Consider the following 16,413-nt stretch of genomic DNA (forward strand, 5'->3'; position numbering starts at 1 on the left):
ACTAATGATTTATGACTGTAGGACATAGGATATAAGACGTAGGATATAGGACTTAGGACTTAAAAGTTTTACGTCATTAAATCTTACGTCTTTTTATTATTTTTTAGAATAACATAACTTTCCATCCACCACATTTGCTGGAGCAGTATAAGGATGTTCGGTTGCGGTATTTTCACCCATAATATGCAGTACTGCCCAACCATCAACTTTCAGAACATCTGCAATTAGCGAGCGGTGGCAACTCCACCAAACGGCTTCGGCACACATAATTGCGGTACGATTTTCCTTCGCCTTTTTCTTAAGAATTTTTAAAGCTTCTTGAAATTGTTCTGTTTCCATATAGTCAGCATATCCTTTAAAGGAATCAAGCCGCCATGCATCGTTCTTTGAATTTGGCTCCGGTTTTCTGCGGCCTCCTAAATCTACTAGATGTTTGTATTTAATTCCGTTGTTGGGAAGTGAAGTTTCCAAACTATCTTTATTGAATTGGGGAAATTTTTTAGAACCCGGATAATGCCGTACATCTACGAGTGTTTGTATGTTGAAGGAATTCAACAGTTTTATAAATTCGTCAAATGTTCGGGTAGAATGACCTATGGTCCAAATAGTCTTCATTTTTAAATGAATAAATTACATTTAAAGATAAGGAATAAGAACTGCTTAAAGATGGATAGCTATTGCTTTAACGGAACTTTAATTAGCTACAAATTTTAAACCTACTATGGAAAATATAAGGGTTGAAAGAAAAAAGACCCGCCAAAAAGTAGCAGGTTCGTTAAAATAGAAGATACCGACAAGGACGGTGCCCACCGCGCCAATGCCCGTCCAAACTGCATAAGCCGTACCGATGGGAAGTGTTTTTGAAGCTTTGATGAGCAAAAACATGCTGATAAAAAGGCAAATTAGAAAACCACCAAACCAGAGTTTTGCTTCCCAGCCAGTGGTTTCTTTTACTTTCCCCAAGCAAGCTGCGAAGCCAACTTCAAAAAGACCGCCGATTATAAGTAGAATCCAATTCACTTTATGTTTTTATAAGCTGTTTTGTAATGGAAGCCTTTTCAGAAGTAATTTTTACGAAATAGATTCCGGAAGATAATTCTGAAATTGAATAGCTATTTTCAGTCGGAACTATCTGTTTAACGGTTCTGCCTTGGCTGTCAATGATTTCAATAATTCCATCTTTTAATCCTGAAATTTCAAAAGTGCCGTTGGTTGGGTTTGGATAGATTTTAAGTTCAGCAACTTGGTTTTCTTCAGTGCCAAGGATGCAGGCTGCTTCTATTTCTTGACGTGTTTCACATCCAGGATTATTAAAGAAAATATTAGTATTTGCGGGATTTATTTGCAGAAAATCACACACACATTTAACGGCACATTCTGAAAGTAAATCATTATTAATTATACTGAGATTTGTAATCGTTGTAGCATCTATATTCCTGATTCCTTCAATATTGGAAAGTTGAAAATTTGAATTAATGTTTAAAGTTCCATTAATTGAGGTCAATCCCTCCAAACCTGTTAAAGATTGAATTGCATAATTACTGCTAAAGTAAAAATTCCCATTAATGGTAGTTAAATTTGATAAGCTATTAATATCCATAAGATTGGGATTGCTAATAATACATTGGCCATCAATAGTGCTTATTTCATTAAGGCCAGACAATGACAATAATGATTGGTTTTCGGTAATAATAAGTTCCCAACCGACCGCATTTAGATTATTTAACCCTCCCAAATTTAATAAAGAATCGTTTCTCGCAATGAGCAACCTGCCTTCAATTGTAATTAAACTTTCTAAACCATAAAGATTTTCTAATGTAGAATTTTCTATAGTAACATTTCCGAAAACAGTTGTAAGATTTTCTAGACCGCTTAGAGAATTCAAAACATTATTACCACGTATGCTCAAATCGATATTAATTTCAGTAATATTACTTAAAGCTAAAATATTTTCGAGACTACTATTTGATTCTATAATTACGTAGCTCGCTACGGATGAGAGGTTTTCCAATCCGTCAAGACTAATTAGATCATCATTTCCCGCGATTTTTAAAAAACCTCCAATAGTATGTAGGTTAACCAATCCCGATAAATCTATTAAATTATCAGTTTCTTGAATTAATAAATCTCCCTGAATTTCCTGAATTTGAAAAAGTCCATCTAAATTAGTAATGTTGCTGAAACCATTTAATGTTACCCCTCCCTCAATAGAAGTGCAACCTGGATAATTTGAGGCAAAATTATCTATAGAAGCTTGGTTGTTGAAAAAAATACCATTCGGCAAACAGGACTGTGCCTCTATAGATGACGATGATATAAAAATAAGATTTAAGAGAATTCCTATTTTGAATAAAGTTTTAAATGATAATTGTAATTTCATAAATTCTTTTTAAAACGCGCAATATAGAAAAAGGAAAATTTATTCACCACTATGCTCATAAATCTTATTATACAAATCTTTATACTGCTCCTTAATAACCTTACGTTTCATTTTCATTGTTGGGGTTAACTGTCCACCTTCAATGCTCCAAGCATCAGGAGTCAATTCAAATCTTTTCACTTTTTCCCATTGCCCGAAACGCTCGTTATAAAAATCTATTTCCTTTTGTATCCTGTCTATTACCGCTTGATTTTTCACCATTTCCTTTGGATCTGCAGGAATGTTTCTTCCTTTTTTGTTTCCCCATTCCTTAATAAAATCAAAGTCTGGCTGGATAAAGGCTGCGGGCATTTTTTCACCTTCGCCAATCACCATTATTTGGTCAATAAAACGGGATTGTTTCATGGCATTTTCCAAAAGCTGGGGCGCCACATATTTTCCGCCACTGGTTTTAAACATTTCCTTTTTCCGGTCTGTGATTTTTAAGAAACCTTCACTGTCAATCTCACCAATATCGCCAGTGTGGAAATACCCATTTTTCAATACTTCATCAGTTTGTTCTTGATTTTTGTAATACCCTAACATTACCTGTGGGCCTTTTATTAATATCTCACCGTCTTCAGCTATTTTTATTTCAGTTTCATTTAATGCCTTTCCTACAGTGCCAATTTTAAATCCGTGATTGCGCATATCATTTACTGAAACTACAGGAGAAGTTTCAGTAAGTCCATAGCCTTCCATTACAGGAATTTCGGCAGCATTAAATACACGTGCCAAGCGCGGTTGCAACGCTGCGCTACCAGAAGCAATAGCCTTTAAATTACCACCTAAGGCTTCTCTCCATTTGTTGAATATTAACTTATTGGCAAGTTTTAATTGGGTTTCGTACCACCAGCCATTTTGGCCGTAGGGTTCATACTTAAGCCCTAAATCTATGGCCCAAAAGAAAAGGTTTTTCTTAATGCCTGTAAGTTCGGCACCTTTTGCGTAAATTTTATCGTACACTTTTTCCAGCAAACGTGGAACGGCACTCATTACCTCGGGCTTAACTTCTTTTAAGTTTTCGCTTATAGTATCCAAACTTTCGGCAAAATGAATTTCCACACCACAAAACTGGTACATATACAGAAGCATCCGTTCGTAAATATGGCAAACGGGAAGAAAGCTAAGCGCTTTCGATTTTCCTAAATCAATAGGTAAACGCTCTGCACTGTGCTTAGCGTTTGATGCAATATTTTTATGGGAAAGCATCACGCCTTTCGGTTTCCCGGTAGTTCCGGAAGTATATATTAAGGTAGCAAGATCATCTTCATGAATGGCTTCTTTTCTTTTTTCAACTTCATCTTGATTACTATCATCTTTTCCTTCTTCAAGAACTTCACTCCAGTTTTTCACACCTTCTATTTCATCAAAAGTATATACTTCTTTTAACGAAGGGACATTACTCCGTATCTGGTTAACTTTATCATACACTTCTTTACAGGAAGCAAAACAATATATAGCTTCGCTGTGGTTTAGCACAAATTCGTATTCTTCTTCAGAAATTGTGGGATAAATTGGCACATCTTGTGCGCCTGTTTGCATAATCCCGATATCGCAAATGTTCCATTCGGTGCGATTGGTCATGGAAATAATCGCAATTTTATCATTTGGTTTAACGCCCATGCGCAGTAAAGCGCGGCTTATGGCATTGGCTTTATCTATATATTCTTGTGTAGAAATAGCTTTCCAATTACCGTTATATTTGGTTACTAGCGCTTTTTCCTGTGGGTATTTTTCAAGTTGAAAATAGGGGAAGTCAAAGAGTCTTTTTGGATCTGTCATCATAGTATTGTTAAGGAAGTGAAAATAGCAAAATTATTTTAGTTTCCTTCTGAAAAGAAATTAGGAATGACCCTAAATGCCATTTTTATAAATTTAAAGATTTATTTTATTTTTTAATTGAATCATTTGGCTTCTTTTTCTAAATTTATTTAAAACTTAAAAGTATTTGTTACTACCAATCCTACTCACTAATCATCAAAAGGTAATTTTGAAAATAATCATTTTTTTTATATCTTAGTCTTCTCCCCTTAAGTAAATCCGTATTGTTATGTCTGAAAAGCCTATTCAAAATAGGGCTAAAGACCCTAGAAAAGTACGCCTACTAAAAGATGAACATATTATGGAGCTCTTTGGTATAAGCAGATCTTGTTTATACCGCTGGCGAATAAATGGATTCATTCCATTTAAAAAAATTGGACATACTAATTACTATGTGGAACATGTAATTCTTAAAATGCTCTATTTAGGTGCAGGGAAACTCCCCAATGATTTTGACGGCGAAGATGATTTGGATGATTGGAATGATTTGGTTATCTAATGTAAATCCTTACCAATATCTACCAATAAAAAACCAACTCCAGTGCAAACACCAAAGTTGGTTTTTCTTAGCTCTTGAAACTAAGCTAAAGCTGAAATAAAGTGAACAGCCATTAAACTGTAGCCAACACTTATGGCACAGTAACAGCGCCCACATAGCTACTAATAGCAGCATACTTTTGATCAGCTGTCACAAAAGTGATCCATACCTCTGCCAGCGTTCCATTTAAATAGGCTGGAATTCTAAGTGCAGTAGCTGCATCGCCACGCGTAGCGGCCGGGTTCACAATTACAAACTCGTTCATTTCTGTACAGTACACTACCGCAATTAAAACATCGGTAGCGCTGGCGGAACCTTGTCCGCTGTTATCTGTCCAGCTCAAGTTAAGTTCATTAGGCCCTCCGGCGGTAACCATTGCATTATCCGCACCGCGTAGTGGCCCTCGGCTAATGAGTACTTTTGGATAGTCTATTAACCAAGTGTCGTCCGGCCCGGGCAATAAGCCTTCATTTAAAAGATAGCCCGTAGCCAGATTGAATGGCGACTTGGAGTTCTGTTCCTTTCCAAAGTAAGTGCCTACCACTTCCTTAATAGGTGTTAAAAATTTAATTACCGTGCGGAATTTTGCACGTTGTTCCAGCTGCGCGTCTGTTGCGGCAGTAGTTGTCTCTTTTGGCAGTCCACGCATCAGGTCTTTCCCTCTCCAGGAATACCCAATTACGCTACCAACCTTCCCTCTAAAAGGGCCAAGGATACCTTTGTTGTAAGATCCCATAATTTTTGATTTAAATTAAACATTTATTTGAACTAATCATAGCCAAAGTAATACGCAAAATACTGTTATACAAATACTTGACCGCAACTGACCGAGATTAATCGAAACTACTTCCGCTCGCATATAAATGACCGAAATAGCCTTAAAAACACCACCACCCACGGCAAATGCACACATATAACCGCAAATAACCCATGTTGACCGAAGATGACCGCAAATGACCATGTGAAGCACTTTTTTAGTGATTTTGTTCTAGTGTTGGTTTGGTGTTGTTCAGTTGTGGTTTCCGAAAAAGGGGTTTTTGAGAAGGAGGGTAGTGGGTAACTTGAAGAATATACAATTTACAAAATATGATCAACCACCCACAGTTCTTATATTTACGCTTTATCGATAAAAGTTTTTTTTTGGGTGAGGTGATTTAAATTTTAATATATTTACTGCTCTCCCCTTTTAATTTGTTTCCCAATGCGGAATCCCGTAATGGGATGAATTACTATTATTTTATATTTGAGAAAATTTAAAAATCCCCGCTAGTGCCCCGCTAGGGCGCGATTACTCCGCTAGTGCGCGATTGCATCGCGTTCCTATGCTAGTGCGCGATTACATCGCGTTCCTATGCTAGTGCGCGATTGCATCGCGTTCCTATACGGTAATCTCGGTACTATTTTTTCAACAAGGAAAAATAAACAACTTTAAAACGTGAGTCGAAATTATAAATTCCATAATCTTGAGGGCTTGTATTTTGTAAGTTTTGCAGTAATTGAATGGCTTGATGTTTTTACAAGAAATGAATACAAGGACATCTTGGTTAAAAGCTTGTCTTTTTGCCAGAGAGAAAAAGGAATGGAAATAGTATCTTGGTGCATCATGACCAATCACGTCCATCTGGTTTTCAGGAGTGTAAAAGGCCAACTACCTTCTTTGCTATTGGGCGATTTTAAACGTTTTACGAGCAAAGCAATTGTAAAAGCCATACAAGAGAACCCCCGCGAAAGCAGAAAGGAATTTTTAATGGAACGTTTTGAGAAAGCAGCCCAAAAGTCCTCTAATGTAAACGACTATCAATTTTGGAGGCATGATAACAAACCAATAGAACTTTGGAGCAATAAGGTGATACAGGAAAAAATAAGTTACATACACAATAACCCGGTAGCGGCAGGTTTGGTATTTAGAGCGGAAGATTATGTTTACAGCAGTGCCGTGGATTATGCTGATGAAAAGGGGTTGTTGGATAATATTGTAATTTTCTAGTATTTTGGTTAAGGGATATTGCGTTTTAAGGAAGTTTGGGAAGACCGAAGACCACGCGATGCAATCGCGCGGTAGCGGGGTAGCTAAGATAAGACATATTTTTAAATTAATAAACAGGAAAAACCCTGTAAGTTAATGTTTTAGGGTAATTTGTTTTTTGTTGTTTAAGTCTTGAGCTTTGCTTTTATTGACTTTTAATCGAGAAAAGCTGTTTTAAAGAGCAAGTAGCTTGGAGATTTGATATATTTGGTTCTATCCCCTAGGTCACCATAGCTATCAATTATAGCAAAGGTGAACCACAAAATTTACTCCAAATGCGGAATCCCACAATGGGATGCGTTTGTATTGTTTTATATTTGAAGATTAACCAACCCAATATTTCAAGATTAATGAATTCCAGTTTCTCCTTCCTCCAAAAAGACTACCCGGAAGTATTCACTATCTGTGAAATAGCAGAAGAACTTATTCAAATTGATCCGAGCTCCACGCTTTCCAAGACACGGCTATTTTCCGAAAAGGTCAGTTTGTTAATCTGGGATTTCGAGCAAATGGGCGATTTACATGGAACACAGGTTGACAGAATCAATCAACTTTATTACAAAAACATACTTCCAGAAATTGTAAAAGGGATTCTACATACTATCCGTACATCAGGGAATAAAGCTAGTCACGATGGAATAGGTTCTAAAGAAGAAGCATTATTTATTCTGAAGAAGTGCTTCCAGCTAGCTAAATGGTTTTTTGAAACGTATAATAACGATTATGTTGAACAAAAAGAATATAAGCTACCAGAGGCCTCACAAAACAATGTAGATGAACTTACAGCTCAACTAGAAATACTTTCAAAGCAAGTTGTAGATTACGAAAACAAAATACAAGCTTTAAACCAAAGCAAAGAAGTAACCGAAGCCCGTAAACGAAGAGGAGAAAGTATCGCGAAAAATCTTGATCTCAGTGAAAAGGATACGCGACTCATTTTAATAGACCCTCAACTACGTGCATCAGGTTGGGACTGTGATACCGAAGTTTTAAATTATAAATCCAATAAAACATTACCTGAAAAAGGTAGAATGATGGCGATTGCTGAATGGCCTTGTGATGGCAAATGGGCAGATTATGCTTTGTTTATTGGTAAAACGCTTTATGCAGTAGTGGAAGCCAAAAAATATGCAAGTGATATTTCTACCGATTTAAGACAGTCTAAAATCTATGCAGAACGACTTCAAGAAAATGATGCTATTGGTTTTTTAGGGGAATGGCATAGGTATAAAGCGCCCTTTCTTTTTTCAACAAATGGTCGGGAATATTTGGAACAAATTAAAACCAAAAGTGGCATTTGGTTTTTAGATGTTCGAAAAGAGCGAAATCGAGCAACCGCATTAAAGGGTTGGTTTTCACCACAAGGTTTGAAGGATCTTTATGAAAAAGATTTAGATAAAATAAATACGCGTCTTGAAGAAAGTGATTATGAATACCTGAAAGATAAAAATGGCCTTGGCTTACGTGATTATCAAATAGAGGCGATTCAGGAAATAGAGAGCAAACTAATAAATGAACCTGAAGAAAAACGTTCCCTTGTTGTTATGGCTACTGGAACGGGAAAAACAAGAACTGTTATTGGCCTTACGTATCGTCTCATAAAAGCAGACCGTTTTAAAAGGATATTATTTCTCACAGATAGAAGATTGTTGGCTATTCAAGCCTTAGGAAATTACAAGGACAATAAAATTGAACGCCTAAACACCTTTGGAGAAGTTTACCAGATAGACGAGCTAAAAACAAAAAACCCAGATTCTGAAGCACGTTTGCATTTCGCCACTGTGCAGAGTATGGTAAAGCGCTTATTTTATTCAGAAGACAACACTTTGCCTATTGATACATACGATTGTATAATTATAGATGAAGCCCACCGAGGGTATAATTTAGATAGGGAAATTGATGACGAAGACCTCCATTTCAAAGATCAAGACGATTATGTAAGCCAATACAAAAGAGTAATTGAATATTTTAATGCTTACATCATTGGTTTAACGGCTACACCTGCATTGCACACCACACAAATTTTTGGAAAACCTGTGTTTAGTTACTCCTATAGAAAAGCTGTTTTGGAAGGTTGGTTAGCAGACCACGAGCCACCTTACCGTATAAAAACGCGTTTGAGTGAAGAAGGAATTCTTTGGAAAAAGGGAGAGCGTCCTAAAGTGTTTAATCCTGAAACCAATAAAATTGAAGAACTCGCTGAACTGGAGGACGATCTTTTAATAGAAATTGAACAATTCAATAAATTAGTGCTTACGGAATCTTTCAACAGAACAGTTTGTAAAGAATTAGTAAAACATTTAGACCCGGATAGTGATGAAAAGACACTCATCTTCGCAGTTAGGGATTCACATGCAGATACCATTGTAAAAATCTTAAAAGAGGAATTTGCAGTAATCGGAATGGATGTGCACCAAGACGCTATCCAAAAAATAACAGGTGCGGTGTACGATCCTGAACAACTTACAAAAGAGTATAAAAACGAAAAATACCCAAACATTGCCGTAACTGTAGATTTGTTGACCACAGGCATAGACGTACCAAAAATATGCAATCTTGTTTTTTTAAGAAGAGTAGGTTCTCGTATTCTATATGAACAAATGATAGGCCGCGCCACCAGGAAATGCGATGAAATAGGGAAGGAGTATTTCAGTATCTATGATGCCGTTCGTGTTCACGAGGCATTGGGCGATTATACGCAAATGACTTCTGTTGAAAAACCTTCTACTTCTTTTGCTCAACTTGCTGAGGAATTCGAACATATAGAAAGTGAAGAACGCATTCAAAGTCAGATAGAACAGATTATAGCGAAACTACAACGCAAGAGAAGAAAGATAGAAGAAGAGGATATAGAACGTTTTATGTATGCAGCAGATGGTCTTGACCCAACTGCGTTTATAGAAAAATTAAAAGAAATAAAAGCAAACGAAGCAAAGCAAATAATACAAAGTTATGGTACACTTTGGAACTATTTAGATACTAAAGTATATCGTCCAAAAAGCCAATTAGTTTCTGATCATGAAGACCAATTTTACGGAATAGAACGCGATTACGGAAAGGCAAATAAACCTGAAGATTATATTGAGAACTTTAAGAAATTCATAGAGGAAAACAGAAACAAAATAGCCGCTATTCAAGTAATTTGTAACAGACCAACATCATTAGACAGGCAATCTCTAAAAGAACTAAAATTATTGTTAGACCAAGAGGGCTTTAATGCAAGAACGCTACAAACAGCTTGGAAGAGTGCCAAAAATGAGGATATTGCCGCAGATATTATATCATACATTCGCACCCTTGCCTTGGATGTCCATTTGGTAGCCCATAGAGATAGAATTGACAACGCCTTTCAAAAGGTCTACGCAATGAGAACGTGGAACAAAATCCAACAAAAATGGCTAGAGCGCTTCCACGCTCAATTAATTGCCGAAACAGTTCTTACAAAAGAAGATCTGGACAAAGACCCTTTCAAAGAAGAAGGCGGCTTTAAAAGAATAGACAAAATATTTGAAAATAACCTAGAAGAGATATTGAAAGCAATAAATGATAATTTGTATTCGGCATAAGCATTTTAACTAACGAGCACTTCGACTGCGCTCAGTGTGACAGTAGGTTGCTAATTAAAAGTCCAAATGTCAGGGTGAGCCCTTCGACAAGCTCAGGATAAACTAAAGTCGAACCCTTTATGAAAATAAAAGCAGAATGTCAGCCTGAGCGCAGTCGAAGGCCTTAGTTAGTACAAAACCTTAATAAAAAATAACAATAAAAAATAAACAATATTTAAATGAGCGCAGACCAAATTGCCCAAAAACTATGGAACCTATGCAACGTATTGCGGGACGATGGCGTAACCTATCACCAATACCTCAACGAGCTTACCTTTATACTATTCCTAAAGCTAAGCGAGGTAAAAGACTTTGAAGAACACATCCCCGAACGCTACCGGTGGCAAAGTTTTGTTACCGAACACGATAACAACGAAGCCTTTTTGCGTTACCGCAAATTCCTTGCAGAAATTAGCGCCGAAACCACCAGCGACAGCATTAAAGAAATATATGCAGATGCCTCCACAAGCTTACGCAAACCAGTAAACTTTAATACGCTTGTTCAGGCAATAGACAAACTGGACTGGTACGAAGAAAGCGACCGCGATGTAATGGGTGATATTTACGAAAGCCTATTGGAGAAAAACGCAGGTGAAAAAAAGAGTGGAGCAGGACAGTATTTTACACCACGACCTCTTATTAATATTATGGTAAGCTTGATGGCACCAAAACTTAAAGAACGCTGGAACGACCCAGCGGCAGGAACATTTGGGTTTATGATTGCGGCAGATGAATACCTGCGCAATAAATACGACAACTATTACCAACTAAACGAAAAAGACCGCAAGTTCCAAAAGGAAGAAGCCTTTAGCGGTGTAGAATTAGTAGGCGATGCCCATCGTTTGGCCTTGATGAATGCACGATTGCACGGCATGGAAAGCCGTATTTATTTGGCAGATACCTTAACCGAGTTTGGGAAAAGCCTAAACAATTTTGATGGCGTACTGGCCAATCCACCTTTCGGAACTAAAAAAGGAGGCGAACGCCCCACGCGAGACGATTTTACATTTCCCACAAGCAACAAACAGTTAAACTTTTTACAACATATTTACCGAAGCCTTAAAAAAGATGGCAAAGCAAGAGCCGCAGTAGTATTGCCAGACAACGTACTCTTTGAAGATGGCGACGGCCAAAAAATACGCCGCGACCTTATGGACAAATGCAATCTGCACACTGTACTGAGATTGCCCACGGGTATCTTTTACGCAGCGGGTGTAAAGACTAATGTACTGTTCTTTACGCGTGGTGCTACTGAAACAGACAACACTAAAAACGTCTGGTTTTACGATATGCGCACCAATACCCCCAACTACGGCAAGCGCACCCCTTTTATAGAAAATGCTTTTGAAGGTTTTGTAAAAGCCTACACAGGAGGAATAACTGTGGATAAAGTGGAGAAGGAATATAACGGCGAAATAAGTGATGAAAAACGAAAAGCCATAAAAGACGAACGCTGGCAATGCATTAGCAGGGAAACCATAGCTAAAAAGAATGACAGTTTAGATTTAGGCCTTATTGCAGATGATAGCATTAGCAATGCTGAAGATATGGGCGAACCAATAGACATTGCTAAAGAGGCTTTGAAAGAAATTAACAGCATTACAGCACAGCTAAATGCGATGATAAAGGAGTTGGAATAATGGGGAAAGAGTTACCGAAGAATTGGGTTTTACCTAAGCTAAAACAAATAGTTAAGTATCAGAAAGGAAAAAAACCAAAAATTCTATCTGAAGTAGAATTTGAAGGTTCAGTACCATATTTAGATATTAGGGCATTTGAAAAAGATGAAATAAGAAGATATGCAGATAAAGAATCATCTACACTAATTGAAAAAGATGAAATAGGAATAGTTTGGGATGGAGCTCGAAGTGGATGGGTTTCTAAAAACAAAAAAGGCGCGGTGGGTTCAACTATTGCAATACTGAAGCCTCAAATAGTTAGTTCGGAATTATTATATAGGTTTCTTGAATCTAAGTTTGATTATTTAAATACTAATACAAGAGGGATAGGAATACCACACGTTGACCCAACAGTTTTGTGGGATCTTGATTTTCCACTTCCCCCATTACCCGAGCAAACCCGAATCGTTGCCAAACTAGACCAATTATTTGGGCAGTTGGAACAGATAAACGAAAGCTTGGATAAAATCCCCCAACTCTTAAAAGATTTTAGGCAGCAGGTTTTGACGCAGGCGGTTACGGGGAAGTTGACGGAGGAGTGGAGAGAGGGGCGTAATCTTGATAAATGGAGCCCTAGTTTACTTGGAAAATGCTGTAAAATTACAATGGGTCAAAGCCCTCCAGGTTCAACATATAATGATATTGGAGAAGGAGTTCCATTAATTAATGGACCTGTTGAATTTGGAGGAATAGATCCTTTCTCTAAAACTAAAAAAGTAAAATTCACTACTAAACCTACAAAGTTTTGTGAGTTGAATGATTTACTAATATGCGTAAGAGGAAGTACCACAGGAAGAATAAATATCTCTGGTTTTAGAGCTTGTATAGGAAGGGGAGTAGCGGCTATAAAAGCTGAAAAAGTTCTGCAGGATTATGTTAATGTTTTTATGCGTTTGCAGTATGCAAAAATCTTAAGTATGGGAACAGGAAGCACCTTTCCAAGTATTTCAGGCGATTTTCTTAAAAAATATGAGATAAGCATCCCTCCACAATTAGAACAACAAGAAATTATAAAGAGAGTAGAATCCCTCTTTGTCAAAGCAGACGCCATCGAGCAACAATACCAAACCCTAAAACAAAAAATAGATAACTTGCCACAAGCCATTTTGCACAAAGCCTTTAAAGGAGAGCTTGTCCCTCAATTGGAGAGTGATGGGGATGCGAGGGAGTTGTTGGAGGAGATTGAGGGGTTGAGGAAGCAGAGTTTAAAGCCAAAAGGTAAAAAGTCGAAAACATATAAAGTTGAAGATGAAATGCTGGGTAGGGTTGCTGAGGATAGCGTTAACTATAAAAAAGAATAGAAATGGAGTTACTAGCATTTTTTATAAAAGATCATTTTTTATTTGGACAGCCGGAGTATTTCAATTTTGGCGGAGCCTTTATTTTTGAGTTTAAATTAAAGGATAATGTATTAAACATTGAGAAAGCGGAAAATCCCAAATTCATAAAGAATTTTTACGGAGGTAATATATCTAACATCAGTGCTATTGTAGGTAATAACGGTGTGGGTAAATCTTCTATAATGAGAGTTTTGAATCAAGAACCAAATCACGAAATTGTTAGTATATATATCGATGGGCAAACCATCATAATAAGAAGTCAATCGGAAATCCAAATTAGTGCTCAATTTGATTATAAGAAATATGACAAGAAAAATGAATTATATCCATTATACTATTCTACCCACGTTGATTATAATTTAAAAACCTTCCATAGTCCAATCAGTCAGTCTAATTTAATTGATGACAGCATTAAAGATTATTATTACAATACTATTCTTCGACAGGTGTTTTTCCTAAATCAAAAAGCACAATTTCTTCAGAAAAATTTTAAAGATTTACCTTTTTATGAAAACCTAACTATTAAGGTAAATCAGGTTGATAAATCAAAGTTTCTTGGGTCAGATTTTTATAAGGATGCGACAATTGGTAAGTCCATCAAAGAACAATTAGGAATGCTTTGGAATCATTATGCCGTATCTAATGAGCCAACTATTCACGGTGACTTCAATTTTATTAATAATTTTGAAATATTCATTCTTTCATTATTAGTCTCCGATGACACTTTCGCCAAAACAAACTCGAACGGTTATACTATAAGTTTTAAAGATGTTCTAAATGAAGATAAGTTTAAAGATAAATTAGAAGTTTTTCTAAAGAAACGATTAGGCAATATTGATGGCGCATTATATGAAATATTAGAAGATTCAATTGGAGTTAGATTTGAGAATGCTAATAAGCTAATTAAAAAAATAAAAGAAAATAAGATATCCAAAATTGCTGGAGGATTTGATTTTGATCAAATGAAAAATCATTCAATACTAACAATAATTCGATATTTAAGTATATGGGAACTTTACGATTTTATAAGTTCTAATGCAGATAAAACATTCATTTTTGAGAAACCAAATGAAATTAAGATATCCGTTAAACAGGATACATCAAAAAGATTCTTAGAAACATTTTTCAGATTATACCAGGATGTTCAGGAATCATTACAATATATCACATTTGAATTCCGGCTACTCAATATATTTCCTGAAAAAAGGCTTTCTACAGGAGAGCAATCCCTTTTAAACTTTTATAGTGCTATCTATGCGTTTGCTAGAAAGGGTGAAAATCATCTACGGAAATACAATCAATATCTACTCATACTTGATGAACCAGAGACAGGATACCATGCTGTATGGAAAAAGAAATTTATAAAGTCTATAACGGAAATACTACCTGAATTATTCAATGAATTAAAGCAAAGTCCTTCGATCCAAATAATATTTTCAACTCACGATGCATTAACGTTATCGGACATACCGAATGATAATATTACATATTTGCAAAGGCTAGAGGATTCCAGTGTAAAAGTTTTTAAGGTAAATGAAAAAGGCAGGCCAAATAGATCTTTTGGAGCTAACATAATAGATTTACTAGCAGATTCCTTTTTTGTTGATAATGGTCTTGTTGGTGACTTTGCTAAAGAGAAAATTAATAGGGCAATTAAATGGATTAATGCGGAAGCCTTATTTAAAGAAATTAATAACCGTGAAAATTCACTAGAAAAATTTACAGGAAATTTAAATAAGCAAGAAATAAAGGCAAAACAAATTTTACTTGATGAGCTTAGAAATGAAGTAGGAGTGTATAATAAAGAAGATTATGAGAGTATCTTAAAAATAGTGGACGAACCAGTTCTTAAAGCAAAAATGTATTCAATGTTTGAAAATGTTTTTTCAATATATGTAAAAGATCAGGCCATCAAAGAGGAAATTCAGAAGTTAGCTTCACAAATTGGTCAAGATGTTGAATTTAAGGATAAGAAAAGATGATTTTTATAGATAGTTCTTTCAAAAACATAGATAAGGCGAAAAAAGAACATTCAAAAATCGTCTTAAAATATCTTAATATTCATCGTTCAAAAGACACACCGATTTCACGATTTATAATAAAAAACAAGGAAGTTCTTATTAATGGGAGCCCTCAAGAAATTTATGATTTGAACCTTAAGTTTTATGCTGCAATTCCAAATTCAACAAGACGAGGGTTTATTGATTACTTACGAATATGCTCTCTCAAACCTTCTAAAAGGACAGATGCAGAACAAACAAAATATTTAAAGTATAAAAGTTTAAATAGTAAAATAGAACCTATTGTAAATTATGATAATTGGTTTACTTCTTCATATAAACAGTATGATTATACTTTAGCAAAGAATCTCGATCGAAGCACTTGTACTTATTGCAACAGGATTTATACAAATACAATGGTTTCAAAAGAAGGAAGAAAATTAATGAGGCCTCAGTTTGACCATTGGTTTCCAAAAAGTATTTTTCCTTTACTGGCATTATCCTTTTATAATTTAATTCCAAGTTGTTCGATTTGTAATAGTACAGCTAAGAGTAATACGATTTTTTTGCTCAATACTCATTTACACCCCTATAATTCCCTAGACGCTTTAAATAACTTCACATTTAGTTATAAGCAAGATAAGTCAACTAATACTTATAGAGTTGAGATAAATTTTGCCTTAGGAAACTCGAAATCAATTAAAACTTATACCGATTTAAATATTAAGGAAATCTATAATGCGCATTTGTCTGAACTATCTGATCTATTAGAAATAAAAAATTCATATTCAGTCAATTATATAAAAAGTCTTATGAGTGCATATCCTAATGCAAACCTTTCATATGAGGAAACTTATAGATTAGTTTTCGGAACTGAATATGATATTCGTGATTTTCATAAGAGACCTTTCAGTAAATTCAAAAAGGATATTTTAGCTGAGCTTAAACTAATCTCGTAGACATTCAAATTAAAAAAACATCA

The 16,413-nt window shown here is 35.7% G+C and carries 12 protein-coding genes; 7 read left to right on the forward strand and 5 right to left on the reverse strand.

Going from position 1 to position 16,413, the window contains the following annotated elements; all coding sequences use genetic code 11:
* Positions 1-96 precede the first annotated feature (96 nt).
* The 4 genes from AEQU1_RS15605 to AEQU1_RS15620 all read right to left on the reverse strand — a co-directional run bounded on the left by AEQU1_RS15605 (position 97) and on the right by AEQU1_RS15620 (position 4,204).
* Complete coding sequence (locus AEQU1_RS15605) at positions 97-615, reverse strand: DUF488 family protein (RefSeq protein ID WP_111882593.1); 519 nt, start codon at positions 613-615, stop codon at positions 97-99.
* 78 nt (positions 616-693) lie between these two features.
* Complete coding sequence (locus AEQU1_RS15610; protein ID WP_111882595.1) at positions 694-1,020, reverse strand: multidrug efflux SMR transporter; 327 nt, start codon at positions 1,018-1,020, stop codon at positions 694-696.
* Position 1,021: 1 nt separating this feature from the next.
* On the reverse strand, positions 1,022-2,380 hold the full coding sequence (locus AEQU1_RS15615; protein WP_111882597.1) for a T9SS type A sorting domain-containing protein: 1,359 nt from the start codon (positions 2,378-2,380) through the stop codon (positions 1,022-1,024).
* Positions 2,381-2,419: 39 nt separating this feature from the next.
* Entirely contained in the window at positions 2,420-4,204 is a 1,785-nt protein-coding gene (locus AEQU1_RS15620; protein ID WP_111882598.1) for a long-chain fatty acid--CoA ligase, read from the reverse strand.
* Between the two features lie 268 nt (positions 4,205-4,472).
* Here AEQU1_RS15620 and AEQU1_RS15625 point away from each other — a divergent pair, with 268 nt between their 5' ends.
* Entirely contained in the window at positions 4,473-4,742 is a 270-nt protein-coding gene (locus AEQU1_RS15625) for a helix-turn-helix domain-containing protein (RefSeq protein ID WP_111882600.1), read from the forward strand.
* 130 nt (positions 4,743-4,872) lie between these two features.
* Here the strand turns inward: AEQU1_RS15625 and AEQU1_RS15630 are convergent, their stop codons facing one another.
* Entirely contained in the window at positions 4,873-5,517 is a 645-nt protein-coding gene (locus AEQU1_RS15630; RefSeq protein WP_111882601.1) for a DUF6266 family protein, read from the reverse strand.
* Between the two features lie 699 nt (positions 5,518-6,216).
* On the opposite strand from AEQU1_RS15630, the gene AEQU1_RS15635 reads away from it, so the two are divergent.
* The 6 genes from AEQU1_RS15635 (at position 6,217) to AEQU1_RS15660 (ending at position 16,390) form a co-directional block, all read left to right on the forward strand.
* Complete coding sequence (locus AEQU1_RS15635) at positions 6,217-6,768, forward strand: REP-associated tyrosine transposase (RefSeq protein WP_111882603.1); 552 nt, start codon at positions 6,217-6,219, stop codon at positions 6,766-6,768.
* 389 nt (positions 6,769-7,157) lie between these two features.
* Positions 7,158-10,373, forward strand: a complete 3,216-nt coding sequence (hsdR, locus tag AEQU1_RS15640) for a type I restriction-modification system endonuclease (RefSeq protein WP_111882604.1) — start codon at positions 7,158-7,160, stop codon at positions 10,371-10,373.
* A 218-nt stretch (positions 10,374-10,591) separates the two neighbouring features.
* Positions 10,592-12,052 carry an N-6 DNA methylase gene (locus tag AEQU1_RS15645; protein ID WP_111882606.1) on the forward strand — a complete coding sequence of 487 codons (1,461 nt, stop codon included), beginning with the start codon at positions 10,592-10,594 and terminating at the stop codon, positions 12,050-12,052.
* Complete coding sequence (locus AEQU1_RS15650) at positions 12,052-13,392, forward strand: restriction endonuclease subunit S (protein ID WP_111882607.1); 1,341 nt, start codon at positions 12,052-12,054, stop codon at positions 13,390-13,392. Before AEQU1_RS15645 ends, AEQU1_RS15650 begins: the two co-directional genes overlap by 1 nt.
* Positions 13,393-13,394: 2 nt before the next feature.
* The gene (locus AEQU1_RS15655; protein ID WP_111882609.1) at positions 13,395-15,413 is read left to right on the forward strand and encodes an AAA family ATPase; all 2,019 of its coding nucleotides are present in this window, start codon (positions 13,395-13,397) and stop codon (positions 15,411-15,413) included.
* Positions 15,410-16,390 (forward strand): hypothetical protein, encoded by a 981-nt coding sequence (locus AEQU1_RS15660; RefSeq protein ID WP_111882610.1) that lies wholly within the window; start codon positions 15,410-15,412, stop codon positions 16,388-16,390. Before AEQU1_RS15655 ends, AEQU1_RS15660 begins: the two co-directional genes overlap by 4 nt.
* Positions 16,391-16,413: the final 23 nt, after the last annotated feature.

Origin of the sequence: Aequorivita sp. CIP111184 (assembly GCF_900489465.1) — a bacterium.
Classification (GTDB): domain Bacteria; phylum Bacteroidota; class Bacteroidia; order Flavobacteriales; family Flavobacteriaceae; genus Aequorivita.

Excerpts from the sequence above, each read along its gene's own strand:
- AEQU1_RS15605 (WP_111882593.1), bottom strand. The coding sequence starts at position 615 with ATGAAGACTATTTGGACCATAGGTCATTCTACCCGAACATTTGACGAA.
- AEQU1_RS15615 (WP_111882597.1), bottom strand. The coding sequence starts at position 2,380 with ATGAAATTACAATTATCATTTAAAACTTTATTCAAAATAGGAATTCTC.
- AEQU1_RS15620 (WP_111882598.1), bottom strand. The coding sequence starts at position 4,204 with ATGACAGATCCAAAAAGACTCTTTGACTTCCCCTATTTTCAACTTGAA.
- AEQU1_RS15625 (WP_111882600.1), top strand. The coding sequence starts at position 4,473 with ATGTCTGAAAAGCCTATTCAAAATAGGGCTAAAGACCCTAGAAAAGTA.
- AEQU1_RS15630 (WP_111882601.1), bottom strand. The coding sequence starts at position 5,517 with ATGGGATCTTACAACAAAGGTATCCTTGGCCCTTTTAGAGGGAAGGTT.
- hsdR (WP_111882604.1), top strand. The coding sequence starts at position 7,158 with ATGAATTCCAGTTTCTCCTTCCTCCAAAAAGACTACCCGGAAGTATTC.
- AEQU1_RS15645 (WP_111882606.1), top strand. The coding sequence starts at position 10,592 with ATGAGCGCAGACCAAATTGCCCAAAAACTATGGAACCTATGCAACGTA.
- AEQU1_RS15650 (WP_111882607.1), top strand. The coding sequence starts at position 12,052 with ATGGGGAAAGAGTTACCGAAGAATTGGGTTTTACCTAAGCTAAAACAA.
- AEQU1_RS15655 (WP_111882609.1), top strand. The coding sequence starts at position 13,395 with ATGGAGTTACTAGCATTTTTTATAAAAGATCATTTTTTATTTGGACAG.
- AEQU1_RS15660 (WP_111882610.1), top strand. The coding sequence starts at position 15,410 with ATGATTTTTATAGATAGTTCTTTCAAAAACATAGATAAGGCGAAAAAA.